The sequence below is a fragment of the Pseudoalteromonas sp. D15MCD-2 genome, assembly GCF_038562745.1.
Lineage (GTDB): Bacteria > Pseudomonadota > Gammaproteobacteria > Enterobacterales > Alteromonadaceae > Pseudoalteromonas.
Map to the genome: position 1 here is coordinate 2565620 of NZ_JBCFQE010000001.1, position 21947 is coordinate 2587566.

General features: G+C 41.3%; 18 protein-coding genes. 5 read left to right on the forward strand and 13 right to left on the reverse strand.

Annotated elements, in window-relative coordinates; genetic code table 11:
- The first annotated feature begins 82 nt into the window (after positions 1-82).
- On the forward strand, positions 83-640 hold the full coding sequence (smrB, locus tag AADY36_RS11765) for an endonuclease SmrB (protein ID WP_054562116.1): 558 nt from the start codon (positions 83-85) through the stop codon (positions 638-640).
- A gap of 24 nt (positions 641-664) precedes the next feature.
- A complete protein-coding gene (locus tag AADY36_RS11770; RefSeq protein ID WP_055020736.1) occupies positions 665-1585 on the forward strand; it encodes an AEC family transporter in 921 nt (306 codons plus the stop codon).
- Here the strand turns inward: AADY36_RS11770 and AADY36_RS11775 are convergent.
- The 6 genes from AADY36_RS11775 to sixA form a co-directional block, all read right to left on the reverse strand.
- Complete coding sequence (locus AADY36_RS11775; RefSeq protein WP_342409013.1) at positions 1577-4819, reverse strand: toll/interleukin-1 receptor domain-containing protein; 3243 nt, start codon at positions 4817-4819, stop codon at positions 1577-1579. The two genes, AADY36_RS11770 and AADY36_RS11775, sit on opposite strands and share 9 nt — an antisense overlap.
- 3 nt (positions 4820-4822) lie before the next feature.
- Positions 4823-7069, reverse strand: coding sequence for an NAD-binding protein (locus AADY36_RS11780; RefSeq protein ID WP_342409014.1), 2247 nt, complete (start codon positions 7067-7069; stop codon positions 4823-4825).
- Positions 7070-7146: 77 nt separating this feature from the next.
- Positions 7147-7881, reverse strand: coding sequence for an SDR family oxidoreductase (locus tag AADY36_RS11785; RefSeq protein ID WP_054562120.1), 735 nt, complete (start codon positions 7879-7881; stop codon positions 7147-7149).
- Entirely contained in the window at positions 7878-8354 is a 477-nt protein-coding gene (locus tag AADY36_RS11790) for an ASCH domain-containing protein (protein WP_054562121.1), read from the reverse strand. The genes AADY36_RS11785 and AADY36_RS11790 overlap by 4 nt, the downstream gene beginning before the upstream one ends.
- Positions 8338-8688, reverse strand: a complete 351-nt coding sequence (locus AADY36_RS11795; RefSeq protein ID WP_055020731.1) for a RidA family protein — start codon at positions 8686-8688, stop codon at positions 8338-8340. The genes AADY36_RS11790 and AADY36_RS11795 overlap by 17 nt, the downstream gene beginning before the upstream one ends.
- 49 nt (positions 8689-8737) lie before the next feature.
- Entirely contained in the window at positions 8738-9214 is a 477-nt protein-coding gene (gene sixA / locus AADY36_RS11800) for a phosphohistidine phosphatase SixA (RefSeq protein ID WP_055020730.1), read from the reverse strand.
- Between the two features lie 195 nt (positions 9215-9409).
- On the opposite strand from sixA, the gene AADY36_RS11805 reads away from it, so the two are divergent.
- Positions 9410-12130 (forward strand): insulinase family protein, encoded by a 2721-nt coding sequence (locus tag AADY36_RS11805; RefSeq protein ID WP_055198001.1) that lies wholly within the window; start codon positions 9410-9412, stop codon positions 12128-12130.
- A gap of 176 nt (positions 12131-12306) precedes the next feature.
- On the forward strand, positions 12307-14421 hold the full coding sequence (locus AADY36_RS11810; protein ID WP_446728742.1) for a sensor domain-containing protein: 2115 nt from the start codon (positions 12307-12309) through the stop codon (positions 14419-14421).
- On the opposite strand, the gene AADY36_RS11815 is transcribed toward AADY36_RS11810, so the two are convergent.
- Positions 14418-14612: a hypothetical protein gene (locus AADY36_RS11815; protein ID WP_055020727.1), complete on the reverse strand. Its 195-nt coding sequence runs from the start codon at positions 14610-14612 to the stop codon at positions 14418-14420. The two genes, AADY36_RS11810 and AADY36_RS11815, sit on opposite strands and share 4 nt — an antisense overlap.
- A gap of 221 nt (positions 14613-14833) precedes the next feature.
- Here AADY36_RS11815 and AADY36_RS11820 point away from each other — a divergent pair, with 221 nt between their 5' ends.
- Positions 14834-15310: a DUF4234 domain-containing protein gene (locus AADY36_RS11820; RefSeq protein ID WP_054562127.1), complete on the forward strand. Its 477-nt coding sequence runs from the start codon at positions 14834-14836 to the stop codon at positions 15308-15310.
- A gap of 61 nt (positions 15311-15371) precedes the next feature.
- On the opposite strand, the gene AADY36_RS11825 is transcribed toward AADY36_RS11820, so the two are convergent.
- The 6 genes from AADY36_RS11825 to AADY36_RS11850 are packed head-to-tail and all read right to left on the reverse strand — an operon-like array spanning position 15372 to position 21931.
- Entirely contained in the window at positions 15372-16691 is a 1320-nt protein-coding gene (locus AADY36_RS11825) for a DUF58 domain-containing protein (protein ID WP_342409016.1), read from the reverse strand.
- On the reverse strand, positions 16688-17671 hold the full coding sequence (locus AADY36_RS11830; protein WP_054562129.1) for an AAA family ATPase: 984 nt from the start codon (positions 17669-17671) through the stop codon (positions 16688-16690). Before AADY36_RS11830 ends, AADY36_RS11825 begins: the two co-directional genes overlap by 4 nt.
- Entirely contained in the window at positions 17668-18816 is a 1149-nt protein-coding gene (locus AADY36_RS11835; RefSeq protein WP_342409017.1) for a DUF4350 domain-containing protein, read from the reverse strand. The genes AADY36_RS11830 and AADY36_RS11835 overlap by 4 nt, the downstream gene beginning before the upstream one ends.
- Positions 18806-20266: a hypothetical protein gene (locus tag AADY36_RS11840; RefSeq protein ID WP_055020724.1), complete on the reverse strand. Its 1461-nt coding sequence runs from the start codon at positions 20264-20266 to the stop codon at positions 18806-18808. Before AADY36_RS11840 ends, AADY36_RS11835 begins: the two co-directional genes overlap by 11 nt.
- Complete coding sequence (locus tag AADY36_RS11845; protein ID WP_055020723.1) at positions 20256-21206, reverse strand: stage II sporulation protein M; 951 nt, start codon at positions 21204-21206, stop codon at positions 20256-20258. Before AADY36_RS11845 ends, AADY36_RS11840 begins: the two co-directional genes overlap by 11 nt.
- The gene (locus AADY36_RS11850) at positions 21203-21931 is read right to left on the reverse strand and encodes an RDD family protein (RefSeq protein WP_055020722.1); all 729 of its coding nucleotides are present in this window, start codon (positions 21929-21931) and stop codon (positions 21203-21205) included. Before AADY36_RS11850 ends, AADY36_RS11845 begins: the two co-directional genes overlap by 4 nt.
- Positions 21932-21947: the final 16 nt, after the last annotated feature.

Below are 21947 nucleotides of genomic sequence, written 5' to 3' on the forward strand. Positions count from 1 at the left end.
AAGTCTGTTCTGACGCGTATTGTACCGTCTTTTCAGTTGGTTTTTACTCGATTTTTAGCGTTTTTTTGTTTAGACTGCCGCCATGAAAAAAGATCCCCACGCCAACAACCACATTAGCACTGACGATATTGACTTATTTCGTCAGAGTATCAGTGGTGCCAAAGCATTTAAACAAGACACTATTCGATTCACCAATAAGCCTAAAGTGTCACAAGCGAAGCAATTTTCCCAGCAAAAAAAGCAACATCAGGCAGAATTTTTCTTTTCTGATGAATATGTACCAGACATCGACACTCATGGCACCGTAAGTTATGTCAAACCAGGTCACGATAGCTTTTTAGCAAAACAACTTCGCCGTGGAGATTACCCACCAGATTTAACCCTTGATTTACATGGCTTAAATAAAGAATTAGCCAAAGATGAGTTGGCAGGTTTAATTCATGAGTGTAAAAAACAGCATTACTATTGCGCTTGTGTTGTGCATGGCATTGGTGAGCGCATACTTAAACACAAGGTACCGCAATATTTAGTTCAACACCCTGATGTGATTGCTATGCACCAAGCGCCTCTTGAATTTGGTGGTAAAGGTGCAGTACTTATTTTAATTAATCTTCCACAAAGTGATGAGTTCAGACGATAACGTCTTCTTATCATAAGGCCTAAAGTGCATATTTTTTCGATTATCTTTCCACTGATTTTTATCGTGTTAAGTGGTTACATCAGCTCACGAAGCAAGTTTTTATCGAAAGAGCATATAGCAGGTTTAAGTAAGTTTACTTTTTATATCAGTGTGCCTGCTTTTCTATTTTTAAATATGGCCCAAGCCGATTTACAAAATAGTGTGTCCATTGCGGGGTTTTTGAGCTTTTACATCCCGGTATTGGCCATTTACGCACTTGGCTATGTTCTTGACCGCTACCTTATTAGCAAGCAGTCTGCGCCGTCACGTCATGCTGTCTTTGCCCTTGGCAGTAGTTACTCAAATACGGTACTGGTAGGTTTACCTATAATTATTGCTGCACTTGGGCAACAGATGGTCGGCATTGTGTTTATGATCATCACTTTTCATAGCGCACTTTTGTTTACCCTTACCTTTTTGCTCAGTGCTAAGTCGCAGCAAACATTCTCTTGGCGAGCATTTGCTAAAAACATGCTGCTGAATCCAGTCGTGTTAAGCATCAGTAGCGGCTTGGCTGTTAACTTACTTGGCTTTACACTTTTTGATAATTTAGCAAATGGCCTGAGTCTACTTGCCAAACCTGCCATTGCCTGTGCGTTGTTTGTATTAGGGGCGAACCTTGCGTTTTATAAAGTGGCCGACAACTTACAAGCCTCAATCATCGCAACCATCATCAAGCTAGTTGTATTACCGTGCGGGGTCTACTTTTTTGCAGGCAGCGTATTCAATCTAGAGCAATCATTACTGAACGTGTTAGTACTTTTAAGCGCCTCTCCTTTAGGGGTCAACGCTTATCTAATCGCCAATCAAATTAAGCAACACCAAGCGACACTGGCAAGTAGCGTCGTGCTTTCAACAGTATTGAGTGTGGTGAGCTTTAGCATCTGGTTAAGTATTTTACTTTAAACATCCTCGCACTTGTTTTTGCTGAACATTTAATGGCGAAATAAAGTTATCTTCACGCTGTTTTTGCGTTAAGCAGTTGCGTCTTTTTGGCAATGCATTTTTCGCAGCATCATTAATTTCACGACTCAATGCGGGTAAGCTAAACAACTTGCCTTGATTAGCTAATATAATTAAGCGGTCAGCATGTTCATCAAACGCTATTTTTTGCTGTTGATAATCATCAACCTGATAAAACAGCTGACCCGTGTCAAGATGATAAATACTAGGCTTGCCTTGATTAATTATTAAATATTCTGCTGATGCTGATAAGCTTAAATCCCCAGCTTCTTCAGTGGTGTTAAATCGATAAAGTTCTTGCAAGCTAACAGTGTCAACAACCACAACAGCTTTGTCTTTTAATCCAATAACCAGCTCACTCCCCTTAACAAGTAGGTCTGCAATATCAGACTGGAAGGTCAGTTGTTTTAAAACCTCACCGGTTTGCAAATCCAAGATACCCACTTTACGCTTGGCTGCTTTTATTACCAAACGGTTTGCTTGTGACACAAAGTAGGCATCAAGAACTCGGGCTATTTTAGTTGTATTAAACTGCGGCTTTTTCGCTTGTAAATCATAAAGCATCACCCCTTTTTTATTATTACCTAGCAATAAATAACGCCCATCAGCACTCAGCCTAGGCTCGGTCATTATGGTATCTTCACTAAGGGGGATTTCGGCGATGCTTTGTTCGCTCATCAAGTCAACTAAGTAAAGCGCTTTTTTGTTCCAAGAATCTTCAATAAATAAAACAAAATGCTGTGCTTCATTTAATAACACCACCGAAGACGAATCATATTTGTCACCAAACTCAATTAAGCTGTTCTTTACTAGATCAAATATTTGGTGATTGCCATAACCACATTCCACACTTATAAAGCGTTTTGCATTGGCTACATCGGCGATATTAACACGATGTCGTTCACACAAATCTATGCGTCGAACAAGCTCACCACTCAAGCTATTAAATATATAAAGCTGGTTTTTATTATCAAGGCTCTGTGCTGTTAGAGTGTGCCCGTCAGTGCTAAATTCAGCGCCCCATAAATTAATTTTTTCGCTAAGTGCTATGCTAGGGCTATTTTTCAGTAATGACCAAATTGAAATACTTTTGTCATCACTCGAGGCGTTAACCAACTCACTATTTGTTAAAACAAGCTTTGTGCGCTGATTAATTTTAAAGTTATTAACTTCAATACCAGTTGCGACATCCCACACTCGCACATTTTTATACGCTAATGTGATCAAAAGCTTACCGTCTGGTGTAAATGCGCCATCTTCAACATTTGAAAAATGGCTAAGCTGACTACCTTGATTTGTTTTGATATTCCAAAGTGTCGGTGCCTTTTCTAAACTACGAATAAAATCAGCATTTTCGGTTGTCGATTGCACTTGGTTAACAGTGGCCATTGCATAAACGTATTCTCCATTTTTACTCATCAAGGTATGAATATGCGGAGTAACTCCTTGTTGCTCGCCACTTTCAACTGCTTCAACACGGGTACCATTTAGATCGTAAATAACTAAGCCTTGGCTATCATTGGTAAAGCCTGTTTGTCGAGCTAAGCTATTTTTAGCTGTAAAGTCATAAGCTAAATCCAATGAGCGTATTTCATTTCCATTTTGAGCGTTGAAGAGTTTAAGTGGCCCCACGAGCTCAGGAGTCGTTAAAATATAGTGACCATTTGGGCTAATTTGAATGTCTGCCAAGCCGTATTGTTGAGAATGTTTAACATCGTATAAAAGCGCATTATTAGTGACATCCCAAGCAATGAGCCGGTCAAAATGACTGCTCATATAAACGGTTTTGTTATCAGGACTAAATACTAGGTTTTTTATCTCGGCTTTAATTTCGGTGCTTTGTTGTTTGGTTAAGGTATCACTATCCCAAACACTGACTTCGCCCTCTCGAGTCGCTATAGCAAGTTGTTTGTTATCACGGCTCAGACTAAAGCCTTGAACAAACTGTTCAGTTTTAAGCAGTTTATCTTCGTCACTGTCTGTTATTGATAAACGCTTAACTTTGCCATTTGAAAGTACAAACAGCTGTTCATTTTCAACATATTGGTACTGTTCAATTTTTTCTTGTGCTTGATAATAAAAGTGTTTGTTATTGGCATAAATCGCCCGACGCAATTGCCCTATTCCACCGGGCATTGGACGCTCTCCGCCATATAAACCGGGTAGTGCATTGAGGCCTAATAGCAACGCAGTATCATGCTCTCCATCATCGTTAGCTTGACGGGCCCTATCAAGCAAAAAGCGACTTTGATTTAACAATGAAGCATCACGCTGCTCAGTTGCTATTTTAGTTTGCTGTTGCGCAAGCTGTTCATTTTTAATGGCTTGTTGCTGTTTAATATAAGCAAAAACACCCGCTACCACTGCAATAACAGCCAGCATAGCGACGGCGCTTAACCATTGGCGCAAACGCTTTGCCTTTTGCTTAGCAAGTTCTAATTGATAAGCTTGGTCGCGCTTAGTTAATGCCCCAAGTGGCACACCTAAAATGCCTGCGATAATTTTTAACAGCATCAATTTTTGTTGAGCTTGGTATTGCTCAACATATCGAGCTAAATCTTGGCTTGAAAATTCAGTGCGCGATTTTAAATACTGTTTATATGCTTCAATTGAGGTCCAGCCTTGTTCAAGCTTGCCATCATGATTAACCCGAAAATCAGCCGCTAGAGGCTCAGCTAATTGTGTTGTTGGGTTGCCCTGTGCGTCGTAAGCATATTGTAAGGGCTTTGGAAAACATTCATCCTCTGGCGCAACCCCTTGCGATTGCTTTGTTTTATCCCAGCTTGCATTTGGTTCCCCGTCGATCATCGCGGCAATAATTTGATCGCTTCGGCCTAACTTTTTGAAGTAATCGATTTCATCTGCAACATAAGTAGATGCCACTGCGTTAGGTGAACATAACACAATAAGCAGTTGAGTATTATCTAGTGCACGTGTAATTGCATTGCCAAGATCAGCATCGGCTGGGAGCTCTTCTTCATCGCGAAAAATGGGGAAAATACGCTCAGGGATCAACTCGCCACGGGCGTTTTTTTGACCCACTAAATCTTTTGGGATTTCATAGGTTTCGATTGCTTGATGCAACCAGGTTGCCCACTGCCGTCCAGTTTGCTTATTATCAGCGTGACGATATGAAATAAACGCCAAGTATTGATGCTTAACTAACTTCTCACTCATTAGCTAATCTCTCTTAAAGTCTACAATACGCACTTCAGCTTTAAGTCCCTTACTAGTAAACGGGTAATGGCGCTTAAACTGTTCAGGCACACCATGCTGCCACCAGTTTACAACATCAGCTGTACCGCCAATTCCTCTGCTAGGTTGAGAATCCCAAACAGCTATCAGCTCGTCGGCCATAGCAACCAAGTGCGCTGCTAAAGAGGCATATTGCAAAGCACGAGACTCATTAGCTGTATCTTCCATCTCGGCTAAACTTCGATAAACAGGGGGGATTTCTGCAAACCACTGTGCTTTGGCGAGCAACTGTTCAAACTCACTATCTTGTTTACTAAAATCCAATTTATACAGTTCGTAAGCCATAGGCAGTAGAGCAATAAAACTAGCGTCTAAACGGGTTAGCGCTCGCTCTATCACTAATCTATCAGCTCCTTCAGCAAGACCAGAAACAAACTGAAAATGACAATTTGGATGAGCCTGCTTAAGCGCATCTAACTGCTGATCAATATCTCGAACCAAAGTGTCATGTTGCTGGCTTTCAAGGTTTGTGAAGCGATGGCCTGTGACTGCCACGGTGACCACTTTTTCAATGCCAAAAGGTTGCGTTGTATCTTTTGCCAGTAACAGTAAATCGTTAACAGCTGCGGCAAAAAAATCACTATTACCTTGCTGCTGTTGTTGTGTTAAATCATGCCAAGGTTTTATCAGTGTATGTCGTTTTGCAATATTTGAGCGAGTACTAGAAAACTGCCAGCCATCAATTTTACGCTCAGCGCACCAGCGAGCATGTTCCATCGACGACATCATATTGAGCTCGTTATCTGATAATTCAATGCTGTTTGAGTGGCTGCTAAAACGTGCATTTACCATCGCCAGTTTTTCACGCCAACTCAGCGCAAAAGCTCTATTGGCTTCCTTTAAACTATAAGGTAGGTCTTGCCATGAAGTAACATTATCTTGATTTGCTTGATAGCTTTGTTCGTGAGCTCGCTTAGCTAACACTGAGCCACGAGGCTGAGTCACTGCGCTAATATTGATATTTTTACTGTTATCATTAAAAGCCACCAAGTTATCAGGTATTTGCCTTGTTTTAGATTGTTGTTGTTCACTAAATTCGGTGTAGCTAGTTGCGTAGTAAATGGGTGCCATAAATAGGCATTCAACTAGCATCTTATTGCGAAGTGTCAAAGCGATTGAGAAACAATTTAATTGCTGTGTATCGAAAATATAAATTTGCGTTGCATTAGAAATGATATCGAGCAGCAGTTTATTATCTGCGAGTAACTCATGAACTTGCTTATTAATAACGTTAAGCTCAGCGGCAGCGTCAATAGCTGTAAGTTCTGCACTCAACTCTGCGTTAAATTCGGTAGTGATTAAAGTAATTTTTACCGGCTTTAAACTACTGTAGATAGCACTTTTCGCATAAGTTCTTGCTAAATCTAACGCCGCGTCATTACTACCAAAAATAACCAAATGAACTTGGTCTTTTCCTTGAAAATTAAGCAGTGGTAACGGCGAATGCTTGGCAAAAAGCTGCTCTGCTAGTAACTGGCTTTTACGCCAAAAGCGTAGTTCGGTGCTGGTATTTTCAATAAATCGAGGGAGTTGTTTAAGTTGATCCGCTAATACCCGACTATGCAGATGTACAAAAACGGGCGCTTTCAAGTTGGGTAAGTTAGTAAGTACTTGCTGAGCAATAGTAATGTTATGGCTATCATCGCCACAACAGAAAAATACCGCCTCAGCATGCTGTAAGTGAAGCTTATCAGCAACTGATTGATTAATATCATCAACATGCACAATCGCACCTTTTTGTTTCAGTAAGGCAATATGACTATTTTCAGGGTTACTTTCGATTGCTATAACTGATTTATTCGCAGCCAATGCAGATAGAGCAATGGCAGAACCTTTATTTCCCAAACCCACAACAAGCTGAAAGTCAGAGCGAGGCCTCAGTAAATATACAATGAGCTGCTTTGCACCATCAAAAATTAGATAAAAGAAAATTAATGCTGTCGTTAAGGGGGCTGCAAATCGAGCAAATTCAATGAAAGGGTTCATTTGATTGGTTTTATAAAGCTCTTGTGTCCAATCACCACTAAAAGCAAACAGGCCCGCAATTGCATATATATTGTTAGCTAAAGGTTCACTCCAGCGTGTTGTTTGCGATACACCAAACAGCCCCACCAACATAATGAACATAAATAAGCCGAACAGAAATAAAGTCGATTTCTTTTGTGAATCCATGGGCTACCTTGGGTTATTTTTATGGTTTATATTAGGAAATAATAACCCCTCAACGCAGTTACCACCAGCAAGGCTTACTAAAGCCCACCCGATACGTCTATAAAACTGCCTGTTGTGAATGATGCTTGCTCACTTGCCAAAAAGTAAATTGCTGAAGCGACCTCGTCAGCTTCACCACCGCGTCCTAGCGGCAACTTAGATTTTAACCTATCAACTCGGTTTGCCTCACCGCCATCGCGGTGCATATCGGTATAAATAAGGCCTGGCCTTACCGCATTAACTCGAATACCTTTACTCGCGACTTCTTTGGCAAGGCCAATCGTGAAAGTATCAAGCGCTCCTTTAGATGCAGCATAATCTAAATATTCATTTGGCGAGCCTGTTCGCGATGCACCCGATGAAACATTGACAATACTGCCTTTGTCCATACGCTTTATTGCTTCTCGCGCGCACAAAAATGCCCCTGTAACATTACAACTTAAAATAGCGTTGATACGCTTAGCATCCATCTCTAATAACGGCATTTGCGGCATCATCATCGCTGCGTTATTAACTAACACATCTAACCGCGAAACCTGAGCATCTAATTTGGCGAACATGGCGAGTACTTGCTGCTCATCGGCAATATCAGCTTGTAACAAATAGGCATTCACGCCAAGCGCATTTATCTCATCAGCGACCTGCTCTGCACTTGCGTGATCTGACTTATAATTAATACACACATCATAGCCATGTTTAGCAAATAGTTTTGCTGTTGCTGCACCTATACCGCGGCCGCCTCCGGTAATAAGAACCACTGGACTCGTGCTCATTCTGACTCCTTGTAAACTAACCTAAACTGCTCACACACCAACGGCATCTCTGGATGACATTGATAGCCTGTACCTGCGAGCTCTCGCTGATAATAATCCCAATGCACACGCTGCCAGTACTCAAGGCTCTTGTCGCCCTCGCCTTCTAATGCGGCGTAATCGGCGCTTATTTGATTATATGGGGTAATAGTTACAGAGACGGTTTCAATTATGCCGAGTGGCTGTCCCTGCCAATTGGTAAAAATGGCTAAATCACCAACTTCAGGAAGGGCTTCATTATTGGCTTTAAACCAATAAAGTGAAGGGGTTGTTGCTTGTTTTACGCCATTTAAAACCAGCAATGCGCAGTCATTGGCATCTTGCTCATTGTCGCAAAAATGCCAATGTGGCAGTTCAATCAGTTCGCGCCCTGATTGCTCATTAAAGCGAGCAATCATCTGCGCGATACGCTGCTCGTTACTTAACGGCTGCAACGACAGAAATCTCAACTAATAATGCATCGCGCGCCATTTTTGCCTCAACACAAGCGCGAGCTGGTGCATGACTCTGTGGCACCCATGCATCCCAAACAGCGTTCATCTTTGCAAAGTATTCCATGCTCTTCAGGTAAATTGTGGCACTTAGCATGTGCTCTTTGCTACTACCTGCTTCAATAAGTAGCGCTTCGACCTTATCTAGCATGGTTTGAGTTTGTTCGGTGATATCTTTTTCGGCATCAGCACAAACTTGGCCGCATAGGTATACTGTGCCGTTATGCTTAACGATGCGGCTCATACGCGCACCGGTTTGTAAACGTTCGATTGTCATAGTAAGAACTTAAAAAATTAACAGTGGCGCTAATTTAGCAAATCCACTGTTAGATTTCGACGTTATTTGGCGAGTGAATACTGAGGTACTGACTGCGCTGTTTGTGTTCATCATATTCGATAACAGCAACCGCCCCTGTATTGAAGATTGGCATATGACCAGGGCTTAACTGATCAACTAAGTAGCTAACAATTGGCATATGGGCAACGACCAACCAGGTATTGCAGTCTGGATGCATAGCAATCAAGGTTTCTAGGTAATCAGCAGCAATTTGCGGTACACCATCGGGGGTAATATCACTGCAAGTTTCGTTAAATTGTAACGAAATATGTTGCGTCGCATCCATAGCAGTTTGTTGTGCGCGAATGTAAGGACTTACCAACAGAGCATCAGGTTTATGGTGTGTTGCTAACCACTGCCCCATTCGACTGGCTTCTTGGTGACCGGTCTCGGTCAGTTGTCTTGCTGCATCATCTGCTTGCATTGGCGTAGCTTCGCCATGGCGCATGATTAAGATTGTTTTCATAAAAAATCAACCGATTAAAGAATATAAAACAGTAGCCAGTTTGCTTGATTGTTCGCTATATTAGAATATCATCACTAGATACATTAAACATCCGCTTATGATATTCAGGTAGATTTTCGTAGCTCTGTCTTTTTTAGCTTTCCTGAAAATATCATCTGTTGTTAGGACATTAACGCACTCTTTCAGGAGCATCTTTTGAATATCAGCCGCAATGATAACAGAACATATCAACCCCTAACACTGGACAATGGTCTAAAAGTACTTTTAGTGCAAGACTTAGAGTCAACAAAATCAGCGGCTTCAATGGCTATTAACGCAGGCCATTTCGATGACCCCCTTGATAGGCAAGGTCTCGCGCACTTTTTAGAGCATATGCTTTTTTTAGGCACTGACCTGTACCCAGAATCGGGCGGATTTTCTAATTTTGTATCGCAATCTGGTGGCAACACCAATGCCTGGACTGGCACTGAGCACACTTGCTACTTCTTTGATATTAATAACCAACAGTTTGCTGAGGCACTAGCACAATTCAGTCGTTTTTTTATTGCCCCACTCTTAAATCCTAAAGAGACAACTAAAGAACGTAATGCTATAGACGCAGAATTTAAACTAAAAATAAAAGATGACGGCCGCCGTATTTATCAGGCTCATAAAGAAACGGTTAACCCAGCACACCCTTTTGCAAAGTTTTCGGTCGGTAACCAGCAAACCCTCGCGGATCGTGAGGGATGTATCAGTGATGAGCTACGTGCTTTTTTCGATAGCCACTATCAGGCTCAGTGGATGACACTGGTGATATGTAGCAATGAAGATATTGCGACCATGACCACCTGGGTAAAACGGTTATTTAGCGAAATTAAAGGTCAGCCAAAAAGTAAAGAGATCATAGAGCAGCCACTTTACCGTAAACAAGACTTAGGTAAGGTGTTACACATTGAGCCACATAAACATATGCAAAAGCTCATTATTAGCTTTGCGATGCCAAATATAGATGACTTTTATCGTCACAAAACCGTTAGTTTTATTGCCCACTTACTTGGCTACGAAGGCAAAGGGTCACTGTACTCTATTTTAAAAGAGCAAGGCTGGATCAATGCCCTTTCAGCGGGTGGTGGCATTAATGGCAGTAATTTCAAAGATTTTAACATCAGTATGGCGTTAACTGATGAAGGTATTGAATACTATGAAGATATCGTTGAAATGGTGTTTGAGTATATCTGCTTAATTAACCAAAACTGCGATAAATTGCCGCGTCTTTATCAAGACAAAAAGAACCTCTTGCAAATTGCCTTTGATAACCAAGAAAAAGCACGTTTAATTGATTGGGTTAGTAACTTAAGCATTAATATGCAGCATTACGATGAAGCCAACTATGTGCAAGGCGATTATTTAATGGAAGGCTTTAACCGCTGCGCTCATGAAATTGCCATGCAATGGCTAACACCTGATAACATGCGCTTGGTACTCATTCATCCAGGTGTTGAGCCTGAGCACACTACAGCTTGGTACAACACACCATATAAAGTAGAAGACATCTCAGCAAGTTGGTTAGAAGCGCTTAGTGAAATAAACACGCCATTACCACAGATGTGCTTACCAAGTGCTAACCCATACCTCACAAAAGATGTTGAACTATTACCATTAGACGAGCCAAATAAATCACCTGAGCTTTTAGTCACACGAGACGGCTTTGATTTTTGGTTTAAACAAGACGCAACTTTCAGAGTAGCTAAAGGGCATTTTTACTTAGCAATGGACTCAACCTTTGCAATTAAAGATGTTAAACACATGGCCCTTACCCGCTTATTTGCAGACCTGTTTATGGACAGTGTTGCTGAGCAATTTTATCCAGCAGAATTGGCTGGTCTTAGTTATCACTTAACCTCTCACCAAGGTGGCTTAACCCTACATACTGCGGGTCTTTCATCGAGTCAGTTAGAGCTGGTTAATGAGTTACTTGAAGCACTCTTTAATGTTGAAATCTGCGCAAAACGCTTTGCTGAATATAAAAAGCAGCTCGTTAGACACTGGCGAAACAGCAATCAAAACAAACCTGTTAGTGAGCTATTTAGTATTTTGGGTGCGCAAATCATGCCATGGAACCCAGAGCCTAATGCCTTAGCACAAGCTTTAAAAGATACCAGTTTTCATCAATTTAATTGCTTTAGAAATGAGTTTTTTAAAGCCTTGCACGTTGAGTCTTTTTTACATGGTAACTGGCAACGTAGTGATGCGCTTAAGTTCCAAAAGCAAGTGACTAAACACCTAGCTGACAGCACCACAATTATTGATTTAACGCGACCGCTAAACGATATAACCGAAGTAGATCAACAGCGCTTCACGTTAAATTGTAGCGATCATGCGATGGTGCTGTACTATCAAGCACAAACGGATGACACTACCGAAAAGGTGCAAATGATGGTACTTAATCATTTAATAAACCAAGATTATTTTAATGAGTTAAGAACCAAGCAACAGCTCGGCTACTTAGTTGGTGCGGGCTATGCTCCTTTTAATACCCGTGCTGGTATTGCTTTTTACGTGCAGTCACCTATGCATAGTGCTGATGAGATACTTCAGCGTCACCAGCAATTTATTAATAATTATGTGGCACAAGTAAACAACATTTCTGAGCAGCAATGGCTCGATACCAAAGCAGGTCTTGTTACACACATTGCTGAAAAAGATAAAAATTTACGCTTACGTTCACAGCGCCTATGGTTAGCTATTGGTAATCGCGATACTGAATTTAATATGCAACAACAGCTTTTAGAGGCACTTGATAAGTTAAGCCTTACTCAAATGCAGCAGTATATTACCGAAACGTTCAGTGAAAACAGGCCAAGAATAGAACTTTTAAGTGAGCCAAAGGCTAAAAAACAGCCAAAAGCAAGCCTTTCTTCGCATTCTCTTTGACTCGAACGCGAGCTTAGATTAGATTAATTGGTGCGAATTACGGTAATGCATTAATGATAAAAATAATAAAAATGATTTCTGCTTTTTTAACAATAAGTATGGCTGGGATTTTTTCAGCATCCGCCAGCCCCATAGAGCTTGAACAGAGCACATTGCTGCTTATTCCAAGTGCTATTATGATGCTGTTATTGCCGTACCTATTATTTATAATTTTCAAATTAAAGCGCTCTCGAAAACAACTGCGTATTTCAGAACATCGCTTAAAAAGTACCGTAGAAGGCAGTGGCGATACCCTCTGGGATTGGAATATTAAATCCGGAGAAGTGCTGCGAATTAATGATAAATACACCTCAGATACAAACAGTAGCAGCGGCTTTCCCCCTAACCGCGAATTGATTCACCCACACGACTTACAACACGTTGAAACAGCACTAAAAAAACACTTTGCCGAACACACCGCCTTTTTTGAAGCAAGTTACCGGATTAAAGACAGCCTCGGTCGTTGGCATTGGGTACTGGATCGCGGCAAAATCATCGAAAAAGACGCAAACCTCAACCCTTTGCGTATGACAGGCACTGTAAGAGATATTTCTCAGCTTAAATCAACAGAAGCCCGTTTAAACCTATTCGCTAAATGCGTTGAGTCGCTAACTGACGCCATCGCCATTTTCGATAAAAACTTTAAGCTGGTTGACTTAAACCCAAGCTTCTTAACGCTATTTGGTGGTACTCGAGAGCAATATTTAAAGAAAGATTTTACCTTAAATGGCTATGACCAAAGCTATGTGGATGAAATTAAAGCCACCGTAAAAGCCACGGAGCATTGGCAGCAAGAGGTTAAACTTCGCAATGCGAAAAGGCAGCTGTTACCGATTGAAATTTCAATTGATGAAATCAAAAATGAGCATAACCAAATATGTAACTATGTCGTTGTTTTTTCTGATCAAACTGAGCGTAAAAAAGCCGAATCACAATTACATAACTTATCGAACCGAGACCGCACAACGGGCTTACCTAACCGAAACTTATTTTTCACCAACCTGAAAAAGCTCGCTAAGCAAGATAACCATCACGCTTTATTAGTGTTTGACCTAGATAACTTTAAAAAAATTAACGACTCTCTGGGTCACCAACTTGGGGATAGCTTGCTATCTAAGCTTGCGATGCGCTTGAATAAGTTAACACGCGAAAAAGATGTGTTTTATCGCCTAGGCGGTGATGAGTTTGCACTGGTCATGTCGGGTACCAACGATATTCATACCATTACTCGCATGGCAAAACTCTTTTTAGCCGCCATTGCCACACCTTTTAATATGGCGGGTCACGAACTAGTGATCACCTCAAGTGTCGGTATCGTGCTGTTCCCTGAAGATGGTAATACCCCAGAACTATTACTTAAAAATGCGGATACAGCCATGTATCACGCTAAGAAAAAAGGCAATAGCTATCTGTTCTTCAACGACACTATGAACCGTGAAGCAGTTAAACGCTTACAAATCGAAAACTTAATGCGTTACGGCTTAAAAGAAGATCACTTTGAAGTGTATTACCAACCGAAAATGAATATTCGTACAGGTAAACTCGATGGTATGGAAGCTCTTGTGCGCTTTATTACCCCGAAAAAAGGTGTGATCAGCCCAGGAGTGTTTATTCCTATCGCTGAAGAAACTGGGCAAATTATCGAAATTGGTGAAGTTGTTTTAAACAAAGCATGCCGCGATGTAAAAGCATGGATAGATCAAGGCTTATTCAACGGTCGTGTTGCTGTGAACTTATCAGCTAAGCAGTTTAGCTTACCTGATTTAACCACTCGTATTGATGTGATTTTGCAAAAGAATGAATTGCCCTCTTACTTCCTTGAACTGGAGATCACCGAAGGTACGGTTATGGACGACCCTAACGAAGCAATTGCAGTAATGCGTTCACTCAGTGCTCGGGGTATTCACCTTGCGATGGATGACTTTGGCACGGGTTACTCATCTTTAGCCTATCTTAAACAGTTCCCGCTTAATACCTTGAAAGTTGATAAAGCCTTTATTGACGACATGCAATCAGAGCGTGGCCGCAATATGGTTGACTCAATTGTGACTATTGCCCATAACCTTGATTTGCATGTGGTTGCAGAAGGGGTTGAACAAGCCGAACAGGTTGTGATGTTAGAGCAGTTAAAGTGCCAGACGGTTCAAGGCTACTACTACTCTAAGCCACTGTCTCAGCCTGAATTTACCGCCTTCCTACAAAAACAACTCGATAAATCTGCGCCGAGCCTGTTAAAAACAGCAAAAGTTTAAGGGCGCCAGCCACAAGATTGGCGGCCAACATGGCGCACAAATGCGCGGCGATAATGCACGTTAAATAAACACCAAGCGATAGGCCCAAGCATTCCACCTAGCAGCATCCAACGCTTTACCGGCATCCCTTTAGACAAAGACTCTAAATACATCACCAAAATAAATACACAGCTCAAAAATACAAATAACACACAGCACCTCATTAAAATCTGCGGCAGTGTACATAAATTCAGCAACCTTTAAAACTTCACTCATGCTATACCCTCTATAAGGCTTATTTATACTGACCTTTATGGTAGTTAACCTTACTTTCTAGGCTGTTGAAATGATGTACAAAAACCAGCCTCACTGCTATTATCGGTACGTGCAATTTGCACAAAGGAATATACAAAAATAATTATGAGGAATCGTTATGTCTGAAGAATCAGCTAACATCTATGAAGCGCCAGAAGCTGAGCTTACACAGCAAAATACCAGCGGTAATAAACCTATTTTAAACTTTGACCGCTTTTCTGCTTGGGGCGTGTTCTTTTTATGTCTTTTCACATTTGGTATCTACGCCGTATACTGGCTAGTAAGCCGAACCAATAAAGCCAATGCATTAGCAAAAAACCAGGTAAGCCAAGGCTTAGTTTATGGCTATGTTGCTTTGTACATTGTGAATATTGCGTTGTCTTTTACAGGAGTTTCACCTGAAATTGGTGGTATTGTGTCACTGATTTCGTTTGTTGTTGCCATTGTATTAATTTTCTCTCTTCGTACATCGATTAAAGAGTTGATTAATGAAGGCAGTAATGAACCAGTTCATTTAGGTGGTATTTTAACGTTTTTCTTTAACGTTATTTATTTCCAATACAAAATTAACGAAGCTATTGATAATCAAAAATAATCGTTTCGTTATTTAATAAAAAAGGCATTGAATTCAATGCCTTTTTTATTGCTAGCTGGTCTTACAATGCCCCGGAGTGCTTCACATTTAAATAGGTGTTAAGCACATGCGGTAGCAGCTGCTCAGGGTTACAGTCAATGGCTATTACACCTTGTTTTTTCAGCTTCGCCATATTGGCTTTATGTGAATTTAGTAGTGCTAATGCTGCACAGTAACTGGTTGCATCTTCGTACTTTTCAATAGGCTCATCGAGCACCTCATTTACAGCACGGTTATTAATATTAATAAGTGCCACTAAGTGGTGTTTTTGTAATAGCTTAATTGCAGGCATTAACTCATCAATGCTTTGCTCATCAAGGGTGGTAACTAATAACACTAAAGAACGTTTACTGCGTTTAGCGATTAATTGGTTCACAGCCACCAAATAGTCACTGCTGCTCTTATCTGGGTATAGATCATAAAAGTGATTCATTACCCGTGATACATTCTGCGCACCTTTTATATCAGGTAACCAACGCAGATTTTGGTTAAAGCTCTGCATGCTAAACCAATCACCTTGCTTTAAAACTGTGTGCGACAGCAGTAATAATGCATTTAAAGCATGATCAAAGTGGCTGCCTTCATTAGCTTCAATGGCCATTTTTTTAGAAGCATCGAGCATCACTATGACGTGTTGATTTTGCTCTTCTTGATACTCACGAGAAATGAGTTTTCGACGCTTACTGGTCGCCTGCCAGTCTATTTGCCTAACACTATCACCTTGGCGGTATTCACGTAACTGCTGAAATTCGATACCATCACCGCGCTTTTTAGTGAGCTTTAAGCCTGAAATAGGCTTATTCACTACGCCATTTAAGTGCTGCTTTGAAGTAACCCGGCTAAAATCGGGATACACTTTTAATTGAATTGCTTGCTCAGCTAACCAGTTTGTTTGCCAAAGACCAAATGGCGACCCTACCCTAAGTTCAATGGCACTGATCTGCGCATCACCTCGTTTGTGAGCACGTAAGCTAAAGCTCTGCTTTGCTTGTTGCATTGCATCTATAAACACCGTTTGCTGCGGCTTTTGCAGCTCAATTGCATTACTTAAATGAACACTGACATCTAGCATGGTCGCATGCTTCGCTTTATTTTTAATCACTAGCTGCAATGCTTGGCGGCGATACAAAGCCATGTTGAGACTCGTTTGTGCACTTACTTCAAGTAAAGGCTCTGACTTCGATGCCATGTAATCTACAAATGCGAGCAATAAAGGCACTAAGAGCAAGGCCGTTAGCACTAAGCTGTCAACTGATGCAATGGCACAGACAAGCAACAATAACAGCAACAAAGCTGTTAATTGTACTAAGCGTTTTGCAGGTCTATGCTTGATGCGTTTCATGAGCGTGGTGCTTCAACACTGGCTAAAATGGCATTGATCACTTCATCAAATGACACCCCTTCCAGCTCCAAATCAGCCGATAAAATTAATCGGTGTCTTAAAATATTCACAGACACTGACTTCACATCATCAGGAGTTACAAAGTCACGGCCATTCATTAATGCCATTACTTTTGCCGCTTTGATGATATTAATTGAGGCACGTAACCCTGCGCCGTGGAGCACACCTTGCCAAGTTCGTGAACTACGCACGATATCGACGGCATAATTCAGTATTTGTTCGTCTACTAAGATATCTGCACAAAGCTGTTTAATTTCCGCAATTCGCTTAGCATCCAATACCGCTGGGAGCTGCTCTACTTTGGTTTCATTAGAAACAATCTGTGTATTTAGTTTTAACAGCTCAACTTCCGATTCATGAGAAGGAAAACCAAGCTCAACTTTCATCATAAAGCGGTCTAATTCAGCCTCAGGAAGTGGGTACGTCCCTTCTTGATCTAATGGGTTTTGAGTGGCTAATACCATAAACGGTGAATCAATAGATAATGACTCGCCATCAATGGTGATTTGTTGCTCTTGCATCACCTCAAGAAGAGCTGATTGCGTTTTAGCTGGTGCACGGTTGATTTCATCAGCCAGCAAAATATTAGTAAATGCAGGGCCTTTTTTGATATTAAATTCACCTGATTTCATATCATACAGACTATGGCCAACAACATCTGAAGGCATTAAATCCGGTGTAAACTGCACTCGCGAAAAGTCTACATTTAAGCTTTTTGCTAAGGCTCTAACCAGTAGCGTTTTACCAAGCCCAGGAACCCCTTCAAGTAACACATGACCACCCGCAAAGAGCACCGTAAGCACATCTTCAACAATGGCATCTTGACCAACTAACACATGCGAAATGTTATGCTTTACTTGTTTTACTGCATCAGCTGCCTCAACTAAGCTCATGCGATTAGTGTCTAATTCCGTGCTCATAAGGCATTCCTTAATTGTTTAAATCGTTTTATATATTCTGTTCGTTGTTCTTTGGACTCAGGCAACTTGCTAGCAAGCAACTCAGCCACCTGTTGTTTTTCAAAATGAGTTAAATTAGCGATGATCTGCGCCTGCTTTTCAGCACTAAGCATCTTAAAGTTAGGCACTCGCGACTCTACTTTGGCGTAAAAATCTTTCTTGAGTGCAGTAAATAACACGGCTTCGTGACCATGCTCTGAATAAAAGTTTGCTACTGCTCGAATATGCTGATTAAAGCTGGTTTTTATATCGAAGTCAGGAGCATAAGAGCGGCCGATACGACTACTGATATGCCACACTGCAAGCACAATTAATAACAGCAACGTCACCACAAAATGCCAGCTCCAGTGCCATAATTTAGCAAACCAGTTTGGGTAAGTCAGATAAGGTACATACGTTACTTTTTCAGCCCCTTTACTTAACCAAAGCAATAAACTGCCATGATCCAGATGGCGAAGTCGGTAATTGGTAAAAGGTAACAGTGATGGCATCACAATGACCCTACCTTGACCAAATGCAAAGTCACACATCAAGGTATCGCCGGTATCATTATTTGTACTCACACCGGGGCAGTTTTCAATAAAAAAGGCACGGCTTAGCTCAAGGTCAAGCTGAGTGTTTTCATCAATTAATAAATTACTATTTTTATTCCCTTCTTTGAGCATCGCAAAATCATATTCAAAAACATCTTCTTGGCTTTGTACATTGATGCCAAGCTGACTAAAAAATACGGTGCTATCAATCGCCAGCTCATCACGTTGCCTGTTTAATACATAAATTAAACGTCCGCCATCAGCGACCCAATCAGCAAGCTGTACATCTAATTGGTAGGAGTCAGCAAGCACCGCCTCATCCAAAATTAAGATACTTTGTGGGTCTATGTTTAACTCATCACTTTGTGCTTGCTCTGCCAAGCGTTTGTTTTTATTCCAATCGATACCATTGACTTTAAGTAGCCGCTTAGCCATCGTGAAGTTATCTTTTGCCACATCACTATGAAAGCCAATTTCTATTTCTTTTTTCTGCCAATCTAAAGAAGCAATACCAGCAATAACAAATAAGCTAAACACCACTAGCACCGCTATGAGCACAACCTTAAGCTTCATGGGCTTGCTCCTTAGTCTCTGTTGTCATTGCCGTAATTTGCTCTGTCAGCTCGATAAAGTCGATATCAGGGGTTTTATGGCCCCAAGCAACCGTGACCCACGCAGAAAATAAGCGGGCAAAAATTGCTTGTCCTTGATTTGGCACCCTAGCATCAATTGCACGTTTACATTCGCGCTCAGTCATCGAGCGGTGCAAGCGCACTTCATGTTGTTGCTGCGCCCAACTCAGCGCATGATGAAGCAAATACGCCAGCGCCAAGCGGTGCTCACCTTGCTCAAAACATTGCTTTGCAGCGGCAATTAAATCTGCTGGTAAATCCTTACTTTTAATTTCTGCAAATAAGGTTGGGATAACTGGCTCTTCATTTACTTTTGTACGTTCTGGTAAGCTTAAATTTGCAAAAAAACCGCGTTTTTGCATTAGGTAATAAACCAACCAAATAACTAATAAACCAACCAGTACCCAAACAAATATGCCAAACACTTCACCAATGGCAGTAAACACATCGATAAGCCAAGACCAATCACTCTCTGATGAGCTACCTTTTGCTTCGATATTTGGCACCCACGTGGTCTCAGTTTCAATGACATTAGGCTCATTATAAAGAGCCGTAACTTGCTCTTTTACCGCTTGCTTATCGATTTGCTCTGCATAGCTTGTTGATGGTTGCAGTGTAAACGTTGTAAGTATAAGTAGTGCTACAGCACTGACTACGCCTGCAAGACGGGTGCGAATATTTTTAAATGCCAGCTCGATATCCCAGCCTTCTAGTTCAACTCGACGGTGTAAATAAGCAAGGAAACCACCTGTTACAAATAACGGTGCGACTAACGAGATACTGATGATATAAATAAAGTTAAACGCTATCTCAACCCAGATTGGCGCTTCGAATATTTGGTACATGGCTTCTTGTGCAGAGAATGAATGGGGCACAAGTGCAATTGTCAGTGCCGATATTCCCATCAATAAGATAAACTCAAAATGTACACAGAACAGCATCCACAATGTCTGCTTAGGCTTAGTTGAAGCAAACAACACCTGCTTACGCTTAGTTTTGCGCTCACCTGATAGTCGTTCAAGTTGTTCTACAGGGGCTAAAAATGCTCTGTTTGGGCTGAGCCTAAAAACGGTTAAATGCGCTAATATATCAGCGATTTTTAACTGCTTGAGTGACTTTAAGCTACTCATTATGTTGACTGGCTGATTGAAAACCGCTTTTGACATGTAATCGAGTAAAGGTCGCTCAAATACAGGTTTAAGCCACCAAACAACAAAGCCACCTATGCCCCAGCTTAATAAAAAGCCGACAATCAAAAATACGGGTACTGCCATCATCAAATACAAAGAAACCAACGCTAGAGCATGCTGCTTAACTAGCAACACTGTTAAATCAAAGGTTTCGTAAGCACTGCGCTTGCGAGGATTGAAGCTAAGTCGATTAAGCTCCATAACGCATTCCCCTGTATAAGCGAAAAACGACATAAGCCCAACAACCGCTGCCAACTAAATATTTAACTTCGTTAGCAATATCACGGGGTGACCAAAATGCTTCGATAAAAGCGGCAATGACTAACATTAAAAATGCGCCAACAATCAGTGGAAGCGCTTTTTCTGCAGCCTGTTTCATCGCATATGCGCGAGTATACTGCCCAGGATTTAACAAGCCATAACCTATTTGACACCCGGCCGCTGAGGCAATGATGATAGCGGTTAACTCAAATGAGCCATGGGTTATTACAAACGAAAAAAACGGCCCTTCAAATCCAACATTCACAATGTGAGCTGCAACAGCACCAAAATAAAAACTATTGAACAATAGAAAAAAAGCAGCGCCAACACAGAACAATACGCCACCTGCAAACATCTGAAATGCGATACCAATGTTATTGTAGATATAGACCCCGAACATCATCAGATCTTGCGATGCGCCGCGCTCCGCCGATTGAACGCTACCACTAGGGTTATACATTTGTTCGATATTAAGGACAGTGCCTTGCCCTAAAAATGTATACGCAGCATCAGGGTCGATAGTTACCCAAATAAAAGCAATTAAGGCCAATCCCCAAAATGCCAATAAGTTAATACCAAGCATTAAACGATTTTCATACAGTGCACGCGGAAATGCCGTGCGGGCCACATGCCATATTTCAGAAAATTGATTGCTTCGAGATAAATAAAGGCGCTTTTGTCCTAACTGTACCAACCTGTTTATTTGCTCAATCAACACCGGGCTGTATTGACGACTTTGCGCAATGGCTAAATCATTACAGACTTTGCGATACAAATTAGGAAAATTAACAGGTAAAGACTCCGCACTACTTTGCTCGCAAAGCGCTTCAAATTCATCCCAACTGACGCTATTTGATTTTACAAATTGAGTTTGCTTCATTGCTTACCCTCCTGCTGCGGGTAATCGTTATCGTGTTGAACTTGACCTGCAAAGTGGCGTGCGTAACTAACAAGTTGCGCCTCAATCTCATGCTCTTCAGCAGAAAACGGTGCAGCTAAAATAGCTGCCAATTCACGGCGCCTTGCATCAGATAATTCATCATGACGCTCTGCAAAAGCAAGCACAGCTAATTGCTCTTCGGTGGTTAAGCTAATGGTAGGAATATGCACTTCACCTTGAGATAATTCAGGGCGCGTAGCTAACTCATCGTCGTAAATAACCATGGTGCCTGCAGCCCAATCACCAATGCGTTTAAAACGGTTGTTAAACAACATAACCACAAGGCCTAAGAAATAGCCTATAGGTAGCATATCGGCTGGGCGTAGTAGGTTACGCACTACAATTTGCGAAAAGCTTGCTGGTAAGCCATTGTCTTGCACAACACGGATTTTAAGGCGTTTTTTACCCGGCGTTTGGCCACTTTCCATTTCAAACAGGACGTTATAACCCCATGAAATTAAAAAGTAAGCAATTAATATAAGTCCCTGCCCAGCATCGCCAAAAAAGGCAAATACAGTACCTACAGCAAGTAAAACCAAACTACGGATAATAAAATCGATAATGTAGGCATAGCTTCGGGCAACAACGCCAGCGGGAGTTATGGCGATATCAACGCCTTCGGGGAGTTTGATGTATTCTCTGTTTTCCAATCCGTGGTTCAACATTAATCTACTACTGGTA

What these genes read in the sequence shown, in the direction of transcription:
- smrB (WP_054562116.1), top strand. Translation starts at nt 83, where the DNA reads ATGAAAAAAGATCCCCACGCCAACAACCACATTAGCACTGACGATATT.
- AADY36_RS11775 (WP_342409013.1), bottom strand. Translation starts at nt 4,819, where the DNA reads ATGAGTGAGAAGTTAGTTAAGCATCAATACTTGGCGTTTATTTCATAT.
- AADY36_RS11780 (WP_342409014.1), bottom strand. Translation starts at nt 7,069, where the DNA reads ATGGATTCACAAAAGAAATCGACTTTATTTCTGTTCGGCTTATTTATG.
- AADY36_RS11785 (WP_054562120.1), bottom strand. Translation starts at nt 7,881, where the DNA reads ATGAGCACGAGTCCAGTGGTTCTTATTACCGGAGGCGGCCGCGGTATA.
- AADY36_RS11795 (WP_055020731.1), bottom strand. Translation starts at nt 8,688, where the DNA reads ATGACAATCGAACGTTTACAAACCGGTGCGCGTATGAGCCGCATCGTT.
- sixA (WP_055020730.1), bottom strand. Translation starts at nt 9,214, where the DNA reads ATGAAAACAATCTTAATCATGCGCCATGGCGAAGCTACGCCAATGCAA.
- AADY36_RS11810 (WP_446728742.1), top strand. Translation starts at nt 12,307, where the DNA reads ATGATGCTGTTATTGCCGTACCTATTATTTATAATTTTCAAATTAAAG.
- AADY36_RS11820 (WP_054562127.1), top strand. Translation starts at nt 14,834, where the DNA reads ATGTCTGAAGAATCAGCTAACATCTATGAAGCGCCAGAAGCTGAGCTT.
- AADY36_RS11825 (WP_342409016.1), bottom strand. Translation starts at nt 16,691, where the DNA reads ATGAAACGCATCAAGCATAGACCTGCAAAACGCTTAGTACAATTAACA.
- AADY36_RS11830 (WP_054562129.1), bottom strand. Translation starts at nt 17,671, where the DNA reads ATGAGCACGGAATTAGACACTAATCGCATGAGCTTAGTTGAGGCAGCT.
- AADY36_RS11835 (WP_342409017.1), bottom strand. Translation starts at nt 18,816, where the DNA reads ATGAAGCTTAAGGTTGTGCTCATAGCGGTGCTAGTGGTGTTTAGCTTA.
- AADY36_RS11840 (WP_055020724.1), bottom strand. Translation starts at nt 20,266, where the DNA reads ATGGAGCTTAATCGACTTAGCTTCAATCCTCGCAAGCGCAGTGCTTAC.
- AADY36_RS11845 (WP_055020723.1), bottom strand. Translation starts at nt 21,206, where the DNA reads ATGAAGCAAACTCAATTTGTAAAATCAAATAGCGTCAGTTGGGATGAA.
- AADY36_RS11850 (WP_055020722.1), bottom strand. Translation starts at nt 21,931, where the DNA reads ATGTTGAACCACGGATTGGAAAACAGAGAATACATCAAACTCCCCGAA.